The following is a 16,017-nucleotide window of genomic DNA, read 5'->3' on the forward strand; positions in this document are numbered from 1 at the left end:
CGACCGAGCCCCGGAGACAAGCGATGAGCACCAGCAGCGCCGCCGCGCGCAAGACACCCGATCTCTCGACCCGCCAGCTGCGCGCCTTCCTCGCGCTGGCCGAGCTGCGCAGCTTCACGCGCGCGGCGCAGGCCAGCCACCTGTCGCAGCCGGCCTTCAGCGCGCTGATCCGCACGCTCGAGGACGCGGTGGGCACGCGGCTGTTCGACCGCGACACGCGCAGCGTGCAGCTGACGCCCGAGGGCCGGCTGTTCGAGGGCTCGGCGCGCCGACTGCTCGACGACATGGGCGGCGCCATGGCCGACCTGGCCGACCACGTGGAACGCCGCAAGGGCCGGGTGCGCGTGGCCGCCCTGCCCTCGCTGGCCGCGGGCTGGCTGCCGAGCGTGTTCGCGGAGTTCATGCAGACCTGGCCCGGCATCCGCGTCGACCTCGACGATGCGCTGTCCGATGCCTGCATCGCGCTGGTGCGCAGCGGCCAGGCCGACTTCGCGCTCGCGGCTTCGGGCGCGGGCGAGGCGGCCTACAGCGACCTGCGCGGCCAGCGGCTGTGCGCCGACCGCTTCCACCTGGTGTGCCGCACCGACCATCCGCTCGCGCGCGAGACCCGGCTGACGGCCAAGAAGCTCGCGCCCTGGCCCTTCATCCAGATGGCGCGCAACAGCAGCGTGCGGCAGGCGCTCGACGTGGCGCTGCATCCGCTGCGGCTCAACGCGGTGTTCGAGGTCGAGCACCTGGCCACGGTGATGGGGCTGGTCGAGGCCGGGCTCGGCATCAGCGTGGTGCCGGCGCTCACGCTGTTCCACTTCCGGCGCGAGACGCTGGTGACGCGGCCGCTGCCGCTGCCCGCGCTCACGCGCACGGTCTACCTGGTACAGCGCAGCGAGGGCAGCCTGTCGGTGGCGGCGCAGACGCTGCACGACCTGATCGTGGCGCGGCTGGGCAAGCTCAAGCTCGACGACTTCTAGCGCTTCAGCCCTCGCCGCCGGCCGCCCTGGCCGCCGCGGCCACCATCTCGCGCAGCCAGGCATGCGCGGCGTCGTGGTCGTTGCGCCCGTGCCAGACCGCGCGCGTGACCACGGTGGCGGCGCGGTACGGCGGCTGGCGCTGCAACAGTTCGCCGGCACGCGCGAGGTAGGCGCCGAGCGAGGCCGGCACGATCGACAGCATGTCGCTCTCGCGCAGCAGCGCGGGAATGGCCAGCGAATGCGGCACGGTCACGCGCAGGCGCGGCGCCTGGCCGATCGCGGCCAGGGCCTCGGCGAGCGCGGAGCGGTCGAACATCTCGGACTGGCGCGCGAGGCCGCGCTCGAGGATGAAGCCGTCGACGGCGCCCTCCTCCTGCCCGCCGAGCGAGGTGGTGACCAGCGCGTACTTCGCGAGGTCGCGCACCGCGAGCTTCCGCCTGGCCGCCGGATGGCCCTTGCGCATCAGGATCACCTCGCCCTGCGACAGCAGCGTGCGCGCATTGAGCCGCGCCGGCACCTGCGAGAAGGTGCCGATGGCGAGGTCGATGCGGCCCAGGTCGATCTGCTCGGCGAGGTCGAGCCGGGTCGAGGGCCGGATCACCAGGTCGACGCCGGGCGCGGCCTGCTGCAGCGCGCGCGTGAGGCCGGCGACGATGACCGCCGTGATGTGGTCGTTGGCCGCGATCGTGAAGCGGCGCGAGGACAGCGCGGGATCGAAAGGCTCGACGCCGAGCGTGGCCTCGATGCGGCGCAGCGCATCGCGCAGCGCGGGCGCCATCGCGCTCGCGCGGCCGGTGGGCTGCATGCCCTTGCCGGTGCGCACGAACAGCTCGTCGCCCACCAGCTCGCGCAGCCGCGTGAGCGCATGGCTCACGGCCGACTGGCTGAGGTTGAGCCGGCGGCCGGCCAGGATCAGGTTGCGGTCCTCGAAGACCGCGTCGAAGACCTTCAGCAGGTTTAGGTCCATGCGTCCGATGCTCATGGCGCGCTTCTTCATGAGTTGAATGCCGTGCATTCTGCGCTTGCAAAAGCGCCAGTTCCATTCAATTCGGGGCCGGCCGATCATTCGGCCACTTCACACCACGAGGCCCGCCATGAACGCACTCACACGCCGCCGCTTCACGCAGGCCGCGCTCGCCCTTCCAGCAGCCGGCTGGCTGCCGCGCGCCTTCGCGCAGTCGCAGGGCAGCCCGGGCAAGCTGCTGGTCGGCTACCCGGCCGGCGGCACGCTCGACACCACGGCGCGGCAGCTCGCCGAAGCCTGGCGCAAGCAGGGCCGGCACTACCTCGTCGACAACCGCGCGGGCGCGGCCGGGCGCATCGCGAGCGGCCAGCTCAAGCGCGAGAAGCCCGATGCGAGCGTGCTGCTGTGCACGCAGGCCTCGGCGCTCACGATCTACCCGCATGTCTACAGCAAGCTGGCCTACGACCCGGCCACCGACTTCGTGCCGGTCTCGCCGCTGGTGATCGCGACCTGCGCGCTGGCGGTGAGCGCAGCGGTGCCGGCCTCGGTGAAGACACTGCAGGACTACGTGGCCTGGGTGCGCGCCACGCCCACGGGCGCCAGCTACGCCTCGCCGGCCGCGGGATCGGTGGCGCACTTTCTCGGCTGGCAGCTGTCGGAGGCCGGCGGACTCGAGCTGCAGCACGTGGGCTACCGCGGCTCGGCACCCGCGATGCAGGACCTGCTGGGCGGCCAGATCCCGGCCTACCTCGGCTTCGTGGCCGACTTCATGCCCTACCTGCAGTCGGGCAAGCTGCGCATCCTCGCCGTGAGCGGCGAGCAGCGCTCGCGCTTCATGCCGGCCGTGCCCACCTTCGCCGAACAGGGCTTCGCGCAGATCCGCGGTGCCGAGAACTACGGCGTGTTCGCGCCGCCCGGCACGCCCGAGGCCGGCGTGCGCGCGCTGCACGAGGCGATGGTCGTGGCCAGCAAGGACCCGGGCCTGCGCGCGGCCTTCGACCAGGTCGGCCTCGAGGTCCACACACAGGCGCCCGACGACTACGCGCGCCAGATCCGGCGCGAGCGCGAAGCCTGGGGACCCGTGGTGCGGGCCTCGGGCTTCCGCTCGGACGAATGAACCCTCCAACCCCCACGAGCAAAGACATGAGCACGACACACACCGACCGCGAGGAACTGATCGAGCGAAGCCTTCCCTTCCTCGAGGAGATCAAGGACATGACCACGGGCACCGAGGTCGAGCAGTGGCTCAACCGCACCCATGGCCCCGACAGCGCGCTCTACCGGTCGCTGGCGCGGCTGGTGAGGCAAGGCGTGCGCGACGGCTGGGCCGCCAATGTCGAACTCGACGGGCCCATCTACCGCCGCAGCCGCATCGCCGAGCCCTCGGAGCGCACCTTGGGCTTCAGCATCACGGCCGTCTACATGGACAGCACCGGCAACACGCAAGGCAACCCGGGCCACGCCTACCGCGGCCAGTACCACGCCCATCCCTACGGCGAGTTCAACATGGTGGTGCCGCTCAACGAAGGCGCCGCGCTCAACGGACCCAACGGCTGGTGCGAGGCCGGCTGGACCGCGCCCGCGCCGGGCAGCCACCATTACCCCGAGGCGCGCGGCGGCGCGGTGATCGCATTGTTCTTCCTGCCGGCGGGGCGCATCGCCTACCACCCGGCGCCACGGGACTGAGCGATGCAGCGGGCCGACGCTCCCACCGACAGCGCACGCCATGTCGACGCGGTGCTGCGTGCGCGCCGCTCGGTGCGCGCCTTTGCGCCGCGGGCGCTGCCGCAGGCGCTGGTGCGCGAGATCCTGCAGGTGGCGGCCACGGCGCCGAGCAATTCGAACACCCAGCCCTGGCGCGTGCACGTGCTGGCCGGCGCGCCGCTGAAGGCGCTCGGCGATGCGCTCGACGCGGCCTTCGTGGCGGGCGATTTCGAGGCGCCTTCGCACTTTCCCGATCCGCTGCCCGCCCCCTTCTGCGAGCACCAGTCGGCCTTCGCGGCGCGCTACTACGGCGCGCTGGGCATCGACCGCGCGGACGCCGCGGCCCGCGCGCGGCAGACGCGGCGCAACTACGGCTTCTTCGGCGCGCCGGTCGGGCTGATCTTCGGCATCGATGCGCGGCTCGCGCGCCACAGCTGGCTCGACCTCGGCCTGTTCGTGCAGAACGTGATGATCGCGGCCAAGGCGCGCGGCATCGACACCTGCCCGCAGGTCTCGTTCGCGCCCTTCCATGCGCTGATCGCCAAGCGGCTGGGCATGCCTGCCGAGGAGGTCACGGCCTGCGGCATGTCGATGGGCTGGGGCGATCCGTCGGCCGAGGTCAACCGGATGGCGATGCCGCGGCGGGCGGTCGAGGACTTCGCGTGCTTCGACGGCTTCGGCGAAGCCTCGACCAGTTGAGACAAGCCGCGCCGCACGCCGCTGGCCACAATGAAGCCCCACCCGTGAAGGCCGCATCGATGGCACAGGCGCATGCAGCATGACGAACAGAAGGCGCTGATCCGGCGCGCGCTGGCATTGATCGCCAGCGGCGGCACCGAGCGCGGCGAACCCTCGCTGAGTCCGGTGTCGCGCTACCTCGACCCCGAGCGCCATGCGCGCGAGGTCGAGCGCATCTTCCGCCGCCATCCGTTGGCGTTGTGCCCCTCTGCCGCGCTCGCACGGCCCGGCGACACGCTGGCCATCGACGCGGCCGGCATGCCGCTGCTGCTGGTGCGCACGCGCGAGGGCGAGCTGCGCGGCTTCGTCAACGCCTGCCGCCATCGCGGCGCGCGGCTGCGGCCGGCCGGCGCGTCGAACCAGCGCGTGCTCGTGTGCCCGTACCACAGCTGGACCTACGGTCTCGACGGCAGCCTGCGCGGGCGGCCCGGCGAGGCCGACTTTCCGCATGCGCCGGCCAAGGACTGCCAGCTCGCGCGCGTGCCCGTGGCCGAGGCGCTGGGTTTCGTCTGGGCGATTCCGCGCGTGGCGAGCAGCGAGGACGATGCGTGCATCGACATGCAAGGCTGGCTCGGCCGCTTCGGCGCCGACCTGCGCCACTGGGGCTACGACCGCTGGGTGCCGTTCGACCAGCGCGAGTTCGCGAACGCCGCCAACTGGAAGATCCCGTTCGAGGCCAACCTCGAGACCTACCACTTCCAGTACGCGCACCGCGACAGCATCGCGCAGATGTTCCACGACAACCTGCTGATCGCCGACCACGAGGGCGCGCACCAGCGCATCTTCCTGCCCAAGCGCGGCATCGAGCGGCTACGCGATGTGCCCGAGGACCAGTGGCAGCTCGGGCCGCATTCGAACGTCATCTACTACTTCTTTCCGGCCACCTTCATCCTGCACGAAGGCGACCATGCGAACGCCTTCACCGTGCTGCCCGAGGCCCCCGAACGCTCGCGCGTGATCGCGACCATGCTGATCCCCGAGCCACCCGCGAACGAGAAGGCGCAACGGCACTGGCGCCGCAACCTCGACTCGTACTGGGGCGCGCTGGCCGAGGACTTCGCGCTCGGCGTGTCGGTGCAGTCCACGCTCGCGAGCGGCGCGCAGGCGTCGCTGTACCTCGGCGCGACCGAGTGCTGCTCGGCGAAGTTCCACGCGGACGTGGAAGCGGCGCTCTCCTGAAGCACCTCCTCGGCCATCGGCCGCGGCACGGGTCGACTTGACATGCAGGTATTTGCCTGCATATCATCCGCTCACGCACGAACAACGACGAATGGACGCTGACAAGGTTTTCAAGGCACTGGGCGACCCCACCCGCAGGAAGCTGCTCGATCTGCTGCACGACCACAACGGGCAGACGCTCGGCGAGCTCTGCGAGCACCTGGACATGGCGCGGCAATCGGTCACGCAGCACATCGGGCTGCTCGAGGCGGCCAACCTGGTGACCACGGTCTGGCGCGGCCGCGAGAAGCTGCACTTCATCAACCCGGTGCCGCTGCACGAGGTCTACGAGCGTTGGGTGCGCAAGTTCGAACGTCAGCGGCTCACGCTGCTGCACGACCTCAAGAAGGAACTCGAAGGAGAGTGACGATGAAGCCAGAGAAGATCAGCTATGTCTACGTGACCTACATCCGCTCGACGCCCGAGAAGGTGTTCGAGGCCATCACCCGGCCCGAGATCGCGCGGCGCTACTGGGGCCACGAGAACGTCTCCGACTGGAAACCCGGCTCGCCGTGGCAGCACGTGCGCGCCAGCGACGAGCGCACGGTCGAGCTGGTGGGCCAGGTGGTCGAGATCGCGCCGCCGACGCGGCTGGTCATCACCTGGGCCGGCGCCTCGCAGGCGGCCGACCCCGGGGCCTACAGCCGCGTGGCCTTCGACATCGTGCCGTACGAGGACATGGTGCGGCTCACCGTCACGCACGACGAGCTCGAGGCCGGCAGCGGCATGGCCAAGGGCATCCAGCAGGGCTGGCCGATCGTGCTGTCGAGCCTCAAGTCGCTGCTCGAGACCGGCGAGGGCATCGACGTCTTCGCGAAGCCCAAGGCGGCCTGAGGCCGCGCACCCGGAGCAACGCCATGACCCAGCCCTACACCGGCGGTTGCGCCTGCGGCGCGATCCGCTACAGCACGCCGCATGCGCCGATCTTCCAGAACCATTGCCAGTGCAGCGACTGCCGGCGGCGCAGCGGCACCGGGCATGGCTCGTACCTGACCTTTCCCGCGCGCGCCGACATGGCGATCACCGGCGCGGCCAGCGAATGGGCGATGGCGGCCGACAGCGGCCAGCAGAAAAGCCATGCCTTCTGCCCGGTCTGCGGCACGCCGCTGTTCGTGCGCTTCTCGGGCATGCCCGAGCTGATCGCGGTGCATGCGGGCAGCCTCGACGAACCCGAACGCTTCGCGCCGCAGGCGCTCACGTACCACGTGCGCGGGCTGGCGTGGGATGGTCTCGATCCCGCGCTGCAGGCCTTCGAGCGGATGCCGACGGCTTAGGCCAGCGCGTCGGGCACGCCCGGCACCGCGGGCTTCACGCTGGCCTCGGCGGGCGGAATCGGAATCATCGTGTCCCCTGCTTCCGCGGCCGCCACGGCCGACGCCACCGATCCAGCAGCCTCGGCCAGCGCGGCTTGCGCGGTCGGGTTCGGCGTCGGCTCTCCGATCTTGCGCAGCGTGTTGCGGTCGGTGTGGGCGAAAGGCTCGGGCTTGCCGCGCACGTCGAGCAGCGTCGTCTGTTCGTACGACCAACTGCCGTCGTCGTGCAGCGTCACGTCGATGGTGTAGCGCAGGGTCTTGAACGCGTGCTCGAGGAAGGGGTTGGCGAGGATGCCGTTGGTGTCGCCGCCGCGCACGGCCTCGAGGCGGAAGCTGCGCGCGTCGGGCGCGGCCTGGCCGGTGGCCATGGCCGTGAGGCCGCGCGGAATCGACAGCGTCTGGACCAGCGCGCCGGTGGCCGGCTCCCAGAGCCAGTAGCCGACCTGATCGTGGAAGGTCTCGACGTCGTCGGGCTTCACGATGCGCAGGTGGTAGCGCAGGCCGTAGAAGATCTGCGGGCCGTTGGTCTGCGCGTCGATCGGCTGGAACTCGGCATGCTCGATGAAGGCCTCGGCCTCGGGGCCGTCCTCCTTCGGGCTCACGTCGTGGCCCATGGTGCCCATCCAGATGCCGGCCAGGCCGGTCAGCGGGCCGAGGTTGGCGAGCGTGTGCGGATCGGGCTCGGGTTCGGTGTAGATGTCCTGCGGAAAATCGGCCATGGGGCACTCCTCTTGTTCGTTGTTCGTGATGCGATGGGAAACGGATCGGGGGCCGGGATCACTGGTCGAGCCGGATGCCGACCTTGGCGATGATCGCGCCCCACTTGCGGCCTTCGCTGTCGATGAAGGCCCTGAATTCCTCGGGCGAGCCGCCGCCCACGGCCAGCCCCTGGTTGGCGAGCAGTTCGCGCACGGCGGGATCGCGCAGCACGGCGTTGACGTCGGCATTGATGCGGCGCACCACTTCGCCCGGCGTGCCGGCGGGCGCGAACAGGCCGTTCCAGGCCAGCGACTCGAAGCCCGGGTAGCCCGACTCGGCGACCGTCGGCAGCTCCTTCATGAGCTCGAAGCGCTGCGCGCTGGTGATCGCGATCAGCTTCACGCGCTTGCCCTGGATCAGCGGCAGCAGCGCGGGCGCCACGGTGAACAGCGCCTGCGTGTCGCCCGAGGCCAGCGAGAGCCCGGCCGGCGGCGAGCCCGCGTAGGGCACGTGCACCGCCTCGATGTGCGTGACGCTGCGCAGCAGCTCCATCGTGAGGTGCGAGGAACTGCCCGCGCCCACCGAGGCATAGCTGAAGCGGTCGCGCTGCCCCTTCACCCAGGCGATGAACTCGGGCAGCGTGTTGGCCGGGTTGCTCGCCTGCACCGCGAGCACGTTGGGCTGCGAGGTGGTCAGCACGATCGGCAGCAGGTCGCGCGCCGGCGCATACGGCATGCGCGCGTACATGTAGGGGCCGAAGGCGATCGGGCCGTTGAAACCGATGCCCAGCACATGGCCGTCGGGCGGCGCCTTCGCCACCGCGTCCATGCCGATGAGCCCGCCGGCGCCGGCCTTGGTCTCGACCACCACCGGCTGCTTCCACACGGTGCGCAGGCGGTCGGCCAGGGTGCGCGCGATCAGGTCGAGCGAGCTGCCCGCGGGCGCGGGCACGACGATGCGCACGGGCTTCACGGGCCAGTCCTGGGCCTGGGCGCCCAGCGACAGCGTGCAGGCGCACAGCAGTGCGGCGATGCGGTGGAGAAAACGGGCCATGGTCATGTCGATGGACGATCGCGTTGTACGTCGCACACTCCGCATGAAAGGAAGGATGACGCCGAATACGGGAGCGGACTTCCGGACGCAAATGACGCGAAGGTTGCGCGAAGGACGCGAAAGGAAGGCAAGAAAAATTTTGAATTTCTCTTTCGCGCCCTTTGCGAAACCTTCGCGTCCTCTGCGTCCGGCTGTTGGTATTTCATCTCAGCGCGCGGGCGACGCCGCATGGAAGCGCTCGCGCGCCTGCCCCAGCAGCTCGACGCAGCGCGCATCGAACTCCGGCGTGTAGCGCACGTCGGGCACCACGATGTTGAAGGCCGCGGGCGCGGCCGGGTCGCCCGAATCGATGGCGATGGCGATGCCCACCACGCCCGGCGTGTGCTCGCCGCGCGAATAGGCGATGCCGCTTTCGCCGACCTCCTCGAGCTGGCGCTTGAGCACCGCGAGCGTGGTGGCGGTGGCGGGCGTCTGGGCCTGCAGCCGCACGTTCTTGAGGTAGGCCTGGCGCCGCGCCGCGGGCATGGCCGCGAGGATCGCCTTGCCGGCCGAGGTCGAGTAGAGCGGGAAGCTGTCGCCCACCGCCATGCGGTAGGACAGCGGCGCGCGCGACTCGGCCACGCAGGCGCGCTCGACCTCGTCGCCACGCAGCACCGAGAACGAGGTCGCCTCGCCCGCGGTGCGCGCGAGCCAGTCGACGATGGGCCGGGCCTGCGCCATCAGCCGTTCGCGCAGGCCGCTGCCGCGCACCAGCTCGAACACGGCCGGGCCCAGCGCATAGGTGCTCTGCGCGCCGTCGAAGCCGAGGAACTCGCGCGCCACCAGGTTGCGCAGCAGGTGCGTGAGGCTGCTCTTGGGGATGCCGAGCGCGATGCCGATCTCGTGATGGGTCAGCGCCCCGCCCTGGCGCGCGAGGAGCTGGAGGATGTCGAGCACCCGGTCCGCCGACTTCACGGCGGCCGATTCGGGTGGCTTGCTGTCTGCTGCGTCCATGGGTGCCTGTGCTGTGAGGTGCGCCGATTCTAGGAAGCGCGCGGCCCGCGTCCCACCGATCGGCGCGCCGGTGTTTGACAGCCGCGGTTTGCGTGTTTATATTCTGGAACAGTTCATATACATGAACAAACATCGATTCCAGGCCACCCCGCGTTCAAGCATCGAAACACCTCGCCGTCTTATGCAGCGCCTCTATTTCCACGAAATCCTCGACCCGGTGCGCCAGCCCGGCGCCCACACCCGCTATCTCGAGACCCTGGGCCGCCTGGTGCGCACCGAGGGCAATGCCCGCGGTTCGGCCAGCAACGGCTGCATGGCGGCCTGGGTGCCGGTGTTCCTCACGGGGCGCTGGCCCGAGATCGTGACCTTCTGGGAGATGCAGGGCGGCTGGGAGGGCTTCGGGCGCCACTTCGACGCCACGCCCGACCTGTTCCACGAACCGCTCGAGCGCTTCTACGGCGAGCGCACGGGCGGCTTCGACCGCGTGCTGGTGGCGGCCGACTACAGCATCGACCGCGCGCGGCTCCTGGCCGAGGGCGTGCGCGCGCCGGTGGTGCTGCAGCAGACCATCGGCCTCGAGGCCGGCGGCGCAAGCGACTACCTCGCGCGGCTCGGCGAGGCCGCTGCGCGCATCGAGGGCCCGGGCGCGCCGCGCCTGTTCGGCGCCTACGAGACCGCGCTGCGCAACGGCAGCGAGGCGCTGGTGTTGTGGGCCTTCGACGATTTCGCCGCGCTCGCGGCCTTGCAGGCGCGGCCCGAGGCGGTGCCCGGCTGGGCCGATTGGGCCCGCACCGCGCGGCAGCACGAACGCACGCACACCGGCCTGGTGCTGCGGCCGGCCGACTGGTCGCCGCTGCGCTGAATCCCTTTTTTCATGACCTTCGAACCTGGAGACAACGCAATGGAACGCAGACGATTCCTCGAAAGCAGCGGCGCGCTCGGCGCCGCGGCGGCGGCCACGGTCGCCTCGGCGGCCGCGACCGCCCTGCCCGGCTGCAGCAGCGCCGCGCCGGCACCGCGCCCCTCGGGCAAGACCTTCGTGCTGGTGCACGGTGCCTGGCACGGCGCCTGGTCGTGGGAGCGGCTGACCCCGCTGCTGCGCGCCCGGGGCCACGAGGTGCGCGTGCTCACGCTCGCGGGTGTCGGCGAACGCATCGGCGAGATCTCGACCGCGATCGACCTCGAGACCCACATCGCCGACGTGACCGGCTTCATCCGCAGCCAGGACCTGCGCCAGGTGGTGCTGGTGGGCCACAGCTATGGCGGCTACCCGATCACCGGCGCGCTCGACCGGCTCGCCGCCGAGCGCCGCATCGACACGGTGGTGTACCTCGACGCCTTCGCGCCGCACGACGGCGAACGCATGCTCGACTACCTCGACGCCACCGGCAAGGCCGAGCTGCAGGCCGCGCATCGCGCGGGCAATCCGCGCTGGCCCAAGCTGCCGGCCAAGGCCTTCGGCCTGGGCAATCCGGCCGACATCGCCTGGGTCGACGCGCGCCTGACCGACCACCCGAACGGCACCTACCTGCAGCCGATCTCGCTGCGCGCCGCGCCCGGCGCGGCCGCGCGCAAGCGGCTCTACATCGCGGCCTCGGCGCCCGCCATGCCGGTGTTCGACGCGCACAAGGCGCGGGTGCGCAAGGACCCGGCCTGGACCTTCGTCGAGGTGCAGGGCGGCCACGACGCGATGGTCGACCACGCCGACACGATCGCGCGGCTGCTCGATGCGCATGCCTGATTCCTCCCACTTCCTCTTGCTCCCATGAAGCTCATCCTACAACCCGCCGCGGCGATCGCATGCCTGGCACTGGCCGGCGCCGCGCACGCACAGCCCGCGCCCATGCCCACGCTGCTCGAGGCCGCCACCGCGATCCGCGAGAAAACCACCACCAGCTGCGAACTGGTCGAGCGCTCGCTGCGCGCGGCCGACCTGCACCAGGACCTGCATGCCTTCATCACTATCGACCGCATCGGCGCGCGCCGCGCCTGCGCCGAGGCCGACCGCGCCGTGGCGCAGGGCCGCAGGCTCGGGCGGCTGCATGGCGTGCCGGTCGCGATCAAGGACAACATCCTCGTCAAGGGCCTGCCCTTCACCGGCGGCACGCGCGCGCTGCAGGGCTACGTGGCGACGCAGGACGCGCCGGCCGTGGCGCGGCTGCGCGCCGAGGGCGCGATCGTGATCGGCAAGCTCAACCTGCACGAGCTGGCCTTCGGCGCCACCGGCAACAACTTCGCCTATGGCGCGGTGGGCAATGCCTACGACCCGAGCCGCTTCGCGGGCGGCTCCAGCGGCGGCTCGGGCGCGGCCGTGGGCGCGCGCATCGTGCCGGCCGCGCTCGGCACCGACACCGGTGGCTCGGTGCGCATCCCGGCCGCGCTCAACGGCATCGTGGGGCTGCGACCGACCGCGGGCCGCTATTCGGGCGAAGGCGTGCTGCCGGTCTCGACCGCACGCGACACCATCGGCCCGCTGGCGCGCAGCGTGGCCGACCTGGCACTGCTCGACGAGATCCTTTCGGGCAGCCGCGGCGAGGTGCAGCCGAAGCCGCCTGCCGGCCTGCGCCTGGGCGTGGCGCGCGCAGCTTTCTACGACAACGCCGACGAGGCCACGCGCCGCGCCTTCGACGCCGCGCTCGACAAGCTCAAGGGCGCGGGCGCGCAGATCGTCGAGATCGAGCTCCCGCAGCTGCGCGAGGTTGCGGCCAAGGTCGCGCCGGTCACCGACTACGAGGCGCGCGTGGGCATCGCCGCCTTTCTCGCGAAGTACAAGACCGGCGTGAGCCTCGACCGGCTGGTGGCCGACATCGCGAGCCCCGACGTGGCGGCGGGCTTTCGCAACCGCATCGTGTCGGCCAGCGCGCCGACGCGCGAGGCCTACGAGACCGCGCTCAAGGTCGAGCGGCCGAAGCTGCAGGCGCTGCTGCGCGGCGCGTTCGAGAGCAACCGGCTCGACGCCCTGCTCTACCCCGTGACGCTGGCGCCGGCGCTGCCGATCCGCGGCACCGAGATGAGCGTGACGATCAATGGCCGCACCACCAGCACGCTGGCCGCCTACATCGCCAACACCGGCCCCACCAGCACGGCCGTGCTGCCGGGCGTGACGGTGCCGATCGCGCTGTCCGACGAGGGCCTGCCGATCGGCCTGGCCATCGACGGCCTGTGGAACAGCGACCGCGCGCTGCTCGCGATCGCGATGGGCATGGAAACGATCTTCCCGGCGCTGCCGGCTCCCAAGCAATGAAAGAAGGCATGACGCAAAGACAAGACATCCCCGGCGAGAACCGCTTCGACGTGATCGTGATCGGCGGCGGCAGCGCCGGCGTGGCGGCCGCGATCTCTTCCGCGCGCGGCGGCGCGCGCACCCTGCTGGTCGAATCGGCGCCGATGATCGGCGGCGAGCTGATCAGCGGCATCTCGATGCTCGGCTGCCTCTCGACGCGCGGCGACTGGATCGTGGGCGGCGTGGTCACCGAGCTGCTCGACCGGCTCAAGCCGCTGGGCGGCTACATCGGCCCGGTGTTCGACTACCGCGCGCTGCACCTGGTGTGCTTCGACACCGAGCTCATGAAGATCGCGGTGATGCAGGCCGTGGCCGAGGCCGGCGTGCACCTGCGCGTGCAGGCCTTCTTCTGCGGCATCGAGACCGATGGCGAGGAAACCCGCGTGCGGCTGATGCACAAGGGCGGCGAGGCCTGGTACGCGGCGCGCGTGGTGATCGACTGCTCGGGCGACGGCGACGTGGCCGTGGCCGCGGGCGCACCGAGCGAGAAAGGCGCGCCCGGCACCGGCGCGCTGCAGCCGCCGAGCCTGGTCTACCGCGTGTGCGGCGTCGAGACCGAGCCGCTGCTGCGCTTCGTGCGCGACAACCCCACGCACTTCGGCCTCGGCGACTACCCGGGCCTGGGCATGGATGCGCGCCAGTGCGCCGAGGCGCTGTACGCCCAGGGCCACCCCAAGGTGCTGCTGCGCGGCACGCAGGGCCTGCTCAAGCAGGCGATCGATGCCGGCGAGATGTACCCGACCTCGGTGCTCGCGATCGTGCCGACCTCGACCGCGCGCAAGGAGGTCAGCATCAACTCGACCCAGCTCGCGGGCGTGGACGGCACGCGCGCGGCCTCGCTGAGCGAAGCGCTGCCGCAGCTGATGGCACAGGTGTCGCAGGGCCTGGCCTTCCTGCGCCGGCGCGTGCCGGGCTTCGAGCAGGCGGCGCTGGCGGCGGTGGCGCCGAAGATCGGCGTGCGCGAGACGCGGCGCATCCTCGGCGAGCACGTGCTCGACGAGGCCGACATCATGCAGGGCCGCAAGCGCGCCGACGGCATTGCCAAGGGCGGCCACGAGCTCGACATCCTCGCGGTCGACGGCCACCGGCACGAGACCATCGCCGAGGGCGGCTCCTACGACATCCCCTACGAATGCCTGGTGCCGCGCGGCCAGCGCCGGCTGCTGGTGGCGGGGCGCTGCATCTCGAGCACGCGCGAGGCGCAGAGCTCGGTGCGCGTGATGGGCACCTGCATGGCGATGGGCCAGGCGGCCGGCACCGCGGCGGCGCTGTGCGCGCTCGACGACGGCTGGAGCGGCGACGTGCGCGACGTGGACCGCGCGCGACTGCGCCGCACCCTGATCGCCGACGGCGCCGTGCTCGAGGGGACGCTGTAGTGGGCCGCACGCTGTCGCTCGCGCACCTGAGCCTGATCGACGCCACGCCGAGCGAGCTGGTGCGCGCGGCCGGCGAGGCCGGATTCCGCTCGGTCGGCCTGCGGCTGCATCCAGCCCGGCCGGGCGAGGCGCCGCATCCGATGCACGAGGGCTCGCCGATGTTGGCCGAGACGCGCGCACTGATGAGCGCGCTGGACGTGGCGGTGCACGACGTCGAGGTGGTGCGGCTGTCGGCCGGCTTCGAGGCGCGGCGCTTCGAGCCGATGCTGGCCGTGGCGGCGTCGCTGGGCGCGCGCTGGCTGGTGGTGAACGGCGACGACGACGATCATGCGCGCGCCGCCGCCCACCTCGCGGCGCTCGGCGAGATCGCGGGTGCGCATGGCCTCTCGCTCGGGCTCGAGTTCATGGTCTACACGGCCGTGCCCACGCTCGATGCCGCGCTGCGGCTGGTGCGCGAGACCGGACGATCAAACGTGCATGTGCTTATCGACACGCTGCACTTCTTTCGCAGCGGCGCGACGGCCGATCGCATCGCGCGCACGCCGGGAATCGCGCGCGGCTGGGCGCAGTTCAGCGATGCGCCCGCGCGGCGCCATCCGGCCCTGTCGCCCGGCGAGGAAGCGCGCGCGCACCGCCTGCTGCCGGGCGAAGGCGCGCTGCCGCTGGCGGATGTGCTCGATGCGGTGGCGGCCGACGCCGTGCTGTCGATCGAGGCACCCTCGGCCGTGCGCCGCCATCACCTCGGCATGGCAAGGCGCGCCGAACTGGCGTACACCACGGCCAGGCGCTGGCTCGACGCCGCCGCACGACCGCAGCAGGAACACGCTCATGCCCTCCACTGACACGCACGCATCTCTTCAACCCGCCCTGCGGCTCGACGGCCGCACCGCGGTGCTCGGCATCCTCGGCGACCCGGTCGCGCAGGTGAAGGCACCCGCGCCGCTCACGGCACGGCTGCAGCAGCAGGGCCTCAATGCCGTCCTGGTGCCGGTGCATGTGCGCGCCGACGACGTGGCGGCCCTGCTGCCCGCGCTGCTCACGCTGCACAACCTCGCGGGCTTCATCGTCACCGTGCCGCACAAGCAGCGCGTGGCGGACCTGATCGGCGATGGCCTGCTGCCCGGCGCCCGGCGCGCCAACGCCGCCAACGTGGTGCGCCGCACCGCCCAGGGCGGCTGGCAGGGCGAGTTGCTCGATGGCACCGGCTTCGTGGCGGGCTTGCGCGCCGCGGGCTTCGATCCGCGCGGACGCGCGGCCTGCATCGCGGGCGCGGGCGGCGCGGCCTCGGCCATTGCCTTCGCGCTCGCCGATGCCGGGGCGCGCTCGGTGCGTGTCTGCGACATCGACGCGGCGAAGGCCGAGGCACTCGCGCGGCAGCTGCAACTGCATAGCGTGGAGGCCGGCACCTGGAACGGCCGCGAGCCCGGCGAGGCCGAACTGCTGGTGAACGCCACGCCCGTCGGCATGCGCGCGGACGATCCACTGCCCGTGCCCGCCGGCGCGCTGCGCGCCGGCCTCTGGGTGGCCGAGGTCATCATGGCGCCGGCCGTCACGCCGCTGCTGCAGGTGGCGCGCGAGCGCGGCTGCATCGCGCACGAAGGCCGCCACATGATGGAGCGGCAGCTCGGGTTGATGGCCGATTTCTTCGAGCCCGCGATCCTCGCGATCGCGCCCGAGCGGCTGGAGGTGACGGCATGACGCGCGCCTT

Annotated in this window: 17 protein-coding genes and 1 pseudogene; 14 read left to right on the forward strand and 4 right to left on the reverse strand. The window is 71.7% G+C overall.

Features of this window, described 5'->3' with window-relative positions:
- The first annotated feature begins 23 nt into the window (after positions 1-23).
- The gene (locus tag ACHMXE_RS30860) at positions 24-968 is read left to right on the forward strand and encodes a LysR family transcriptional regulator (RefSeq protein WP_203205451.1); all 945 of its coding nucleotides are present in this window, start codon (positions 24-26) and stop codon (positions 966-968) included.
- A gap of 4 nt (positions 969-972) precedes the next feature.
- On the opposite strand, the gene ACHMXE_RS30865 is transcribed toward ACHMXE_RS30860, so the two are convergent.
- Positions 973-1,950, reverse strand: a complete 978-nt coding sequence (locus ACHMXE_RS30865; protein WP_296729311.1) for a LysR substrate-binding domain-containing protein — start codon at positions 1,948-1,950, stop codon at positions 973-975.
- A 112-nt stretch (positions 1,951-2,062) separates the two neighbouring features.
- On the opposite strand from ACHMXE_RS30865, the gene ACHMXE_RS30870 reads away from it, so the two are divergent.
- From ACHMXE_RS30870 to ACHMXE_RS30900, 7 genes are all read left to right on the forward strand, one after another.
- Entirely contained in the window at positions 2,063-3,049 is a 987-nt protein-coding gene (locus tag ACHMXE_RS30870; protein WP_395347896.1) for a tripartite tricarboxylate transporter substrate-binding protein, read from the forward strand.
- A 26-nt stretch (positions 3,050-3,075) separates the two neighbouring features.
- Positions 3,076-3,618: a DUF4863 family protein gene (locus tag ACHMXE_RS30875; RefSeq protein WP_395347897.1), complete on the forward strand. Its 543-nt coding sequence runs from the start codon at positions 3,076-3,078 to the stop codon at positions 3,616-3,618.
- Positions 3,619-3,621: 3 nt separating this feature from the next.
- Entirely contained in the window at positions 3,622-4,335 is a 714-nt protein-coding gene (locus tag ACHMXE_RS30880; protein ID WP_395347898.1) for a nitroreductase, read from the forward strand.
- Between the two features lie 72 nt (positions 4,336-4,407).
- Positions 4,408-5,553: an SRPBCC family protein gene (locus ACHMXE_RS30885; RefSeq protein ID WP_395347900.1), complete on the forward strand. Its 1,146-nt coding sequence runs from the start codon at positions 4,408-4,410 to the stop codon at positions 5,551-5,553.
- Positions 5,554-5,644: 91 nt separating this feature from the next.
- Positions 5,645-5,959 (forward strand): helix-turn-helix transcriptional regulator, encoded by a 315-nt coding sequence (locus ACHMXE_RS30890; RefSeq protein ID WP_203205445.1) that lies wholly within the window; start codon positions 5,645-5,647, stop codon positions 5,957-5,959.
- A gap of 2 nt (positions 5,960-5,961) precedes the next feature.
- Complete coding sequence (locus ACHMXE_RS30895) at positions 5,962-6,426, forward strand: SRPBCC family protein (protein ID WP_395347901.1); 465 nt, start codon at positions 5,962-5,964, stop codon at positions 6,424-6,426.
- Positions 6,427-6,449: 23 nt separating this feature from the next.
- On the forward strand, positions 6,450-6,866 hold the full coding sequence (locus tag ACHMXE_RS30900) for a GFA family protein (RefSeq protein ID WP_395347902.1): 417 nt from the start codon (positions 6,450-6,452) through the stop codon (positions 6,864-6,866).
- Positions 6,867-6,991: 125 nt separating this feature from the next.
- Here ACHMXE_RS30900 and ACHMXE_RS30905 read toward each other — a convergent pair.
- From ACHMXE_RS30905 to ACHMXE_RS30915, 3 genes and pseudogenes are all read right to left on the reverse strand, one after another.
- Positions 6,992-7,624, reverse strand: a pseudogene (locus tag ACHMXE_RS30905) (FABP family protein); the annotation flags it as partial.
- A 58-nt stretch (positions 7,625-7,682) separates the two neighbouring features.
- Positions 7,683-8,657, reverse strand: a complete 975-nt coding sequence (locus tag ACHMXE_RS30910) for a tripartite tricarboxylate transporter substrate binding protein (protein WP_209540807.1) — start codon at positions 8,655-8,657, stop codon at positions 7,683-7,685.
- A 207-nt stretch (positions 8,658-8,864) separates the two neighbouring features.
- On the reverse strand, positions 8,865-9,650 hold the full coding sequence (locus tag ACHMXE_RS30915; protein WP_057596327.1) for an IclR family transcriptional regulator: 786 nt from the start codon (positions 9,648-9,650) through the stop codon (positions 8,865-8,867).
- A 181-nt stretch (positions 9,651-9,831) separates the two neighbouring features.
- Here ACHMXE_RS30915 and ACHMXE_RS30920 point away from each other — a divergent pair, with 181 nt between their 5' ends.
- Genes ACHMXE_RS30920 through ACHMXE_RS30945 form a run of 6 tightly spaced genes read left to right on the forward strand, consistent with a single transcriptional unit; the run spans position 9,832 to position 16,007 of the window.
- Positions 9,832-10,512 (forward strand): NIPSNAP family protein, encoded by a 681-nt coding sequence (locus tag ACHMXE_RS30920; RefSeq protein WP_395347903.1) that lies wholly within the window; start codon positions 9,832-9,834, stop codon positions 10,510-10,512.
- Between the two features lie 39 nt (positions 10,513-10,551).
- Positions 10,552-11,391 carry an alpha/beta hydrolase gene (locus ACHMXE_RS30925; RefSeq protein ID WP_395347904.1) on the forward strand — a complete coding sequence of 280 codons (840 nt, stop codon included), beginning with the start codon at positions 10,552-10,554 and terminating at the stop codon, positions 11,389-11,391.
- 24 nt (positions 11,392-11,415) lie between these two features.
- Positions 11,416-12,894, forward strand: a complete 1,479-nt coding sequence (iaaH, locus tag ACHMXE_RS30930; protein WP_395347905.1) for an indoleacetamide hydrolase — start codon at positions 11,416-11,418, stop codon at positions 12,892-12,894.
- An 8-nt stretch (positions 12,895-12,902) separates the two neighbouring features.
- Positions 12,903-14,309 (forward strand): FAD-dependent oxidoreductase, encoded by a 1,407-nt coding sequence (locus ACHMXE_RS30935; protein ID WP_395347906.1) that lies wholly within the window; start codon positions 12,903-12,905, stop codon positions 14,307-14,309.
- Positions 14,309-15,151: a sugar phosphate isomerase/epimerase family protein gene (locus tag ACHMXE_RS30940; RefSeq protein ID WP_395347907.1), complete on the forward strand. Its 843-nt coding sequence runs from the start codon at positions 14,309-14,311 to the stop codon at positions 15,149-15,151. The genes ACHMXE_RS30935 and ACHMXE_RS30940 overlap by 1 nt, the downstream gene beginning before the upstream one ends.
- Positions 15,138-16,007: a shikimate dehydrogenase family protein gene (locus ACHMXE_RS30945; RefSeq protein ID WP_395347908.1), complete on the forward strand. Its 870-nt coding sequence runs from the start codon at positions 15,138-15,140 to the stop codon at positions 16,005-16,007. The genes ACHMXE_RS30940 and ACHMXE_RS30945 overlap by 14 nt, the downstream gene beginning before the upstream one ends.
- The last annotated feature ends 10 nt before the right edge of the window (positions 16,008-16,017 follow it).

It is taken from the genome of Variovorax sp. UC122_21 (assembly GCF_044056785.1).
In the GTDB taxonomy this organism is placed as follows: domain Bacteria; phylum Pseudomonadota; class Gammaproteobacteria; order Burkholderiales; family Burkholderiaceae_C; genus Variovorax.

Bases quoted from the DNA above. Each gene is read 5' to 3' on its own strand.
- ACHMXE_RS30875 (WP_395347897.1), top strand. From the start codon at position 3,076: ATGAGCACGACACACACCGACCGCGAGGAACTGATCGAGCGAAGCCTT.
- ACHMXE_RS30860 (WP_203205451.1), top strand. From the start codon at position 24: ATGAGCACCAGCAGCGCCGCCGCGCGCAAGACACCCGATCTCTCGACC.
- ACHMXE_RS30870 (WP_395347896.1), top strand. From the start codon at position 2,063: ATGAACGCACTCACACGCCGCCGCTTCACGCAGGCCGCGCTCGCCCTT.
- ACHMXE_RS30880 (WP_395347898.1), top strand. From the start codon at position 3,622: ATGCAGCGGGCCGACGCTCCCACCGACAGCGCACGCCATGTCGACGCG.
- ACHMXE_RS30920 (WP_395347903.1), top strand. From the start codon at position 9,832: ATGCAGCGCCTCTATTTCCACGAAATCCTCGACCCGGTGCGCCAGCCC.
- iaaH (WP_395347905.1), top strand. From the start codon at position 11,416: ATGAAGCTCATCCTACAACCCGCCGCGGCGATCGCATGCCTGGCACTG.
- ACHMXE_RS30925 (WP_395347904.1), top strand. From the start codon at position 10,552: ATGGAACGCAGACGATTCCTCGAAAGCAGCGGCGCGCTCGGCGCCGCG.
- ACHMXE_RS30895 (WP_395347901.1), top strand. From the start codon at position 5,962: ATGAAGCCAGAGAAGATCAGCTATGTCTACGTGACCTACATCCGCTCG.
- ACHMXE_RS30915 (WP_057596327.1), bottom strand. From the start codon at position 9,650: ATGGACGCAGCAGACAGCAAGCCACCCGAATCGGCCGCCGTGAAGTCG.
- ACHMXE_RS30865 (WP_296729311.1), bottom strand. From the start codon at position 1,950: ATGAGCATCGGACGCATGGACCTAAACCTGCTGAAGGTCTTCGACGCG.
- ACHMXE_RS30945 (WP_395347908.1), top strand. From the start codon at position 15,138: ATGCCCTCCACTGACACGCACGCATCTCTTCAACCCGCCCTGCGGCTC.
- ACHMXE_RS30910 (WP_209540807.1), bottom strand. From the start codon at position 8,657: ATGGCCCGTTTTCTCCACCGCATCGCCGCACTGCTGTGCGCCTGCACG.
- ACHMXE_RS30890 (WP_203205445.1), top strand. From the start codon at position 5,645: ATGGACGCTGACAAGGTTTTCAAGGCACTGGGCGACCCCACCCGCAGG.
- ACHMXE_RS30935 (WP_395347906.1), top strand. From the start codon at position 12,903: ATGACGCAAAGACAAGACATCCCCGGCGAGAACCGCTTCGACGTGATC.
- ACHMXE_RS30885 (WP_395347900.1), top strand. From the start codon at position 4,408: ATGCAGCATGACGAACAGAAGGCGCTGATCCGGCGCGCGCTGGCATTG.
- ACHMXE_RS30900 (WP_395347902.1), top strand. From the start codon at position 6,450: ATGACCCAGCCCTACACCGGCGGTTGCGCCTGCGGCGCGATCCGCTAC.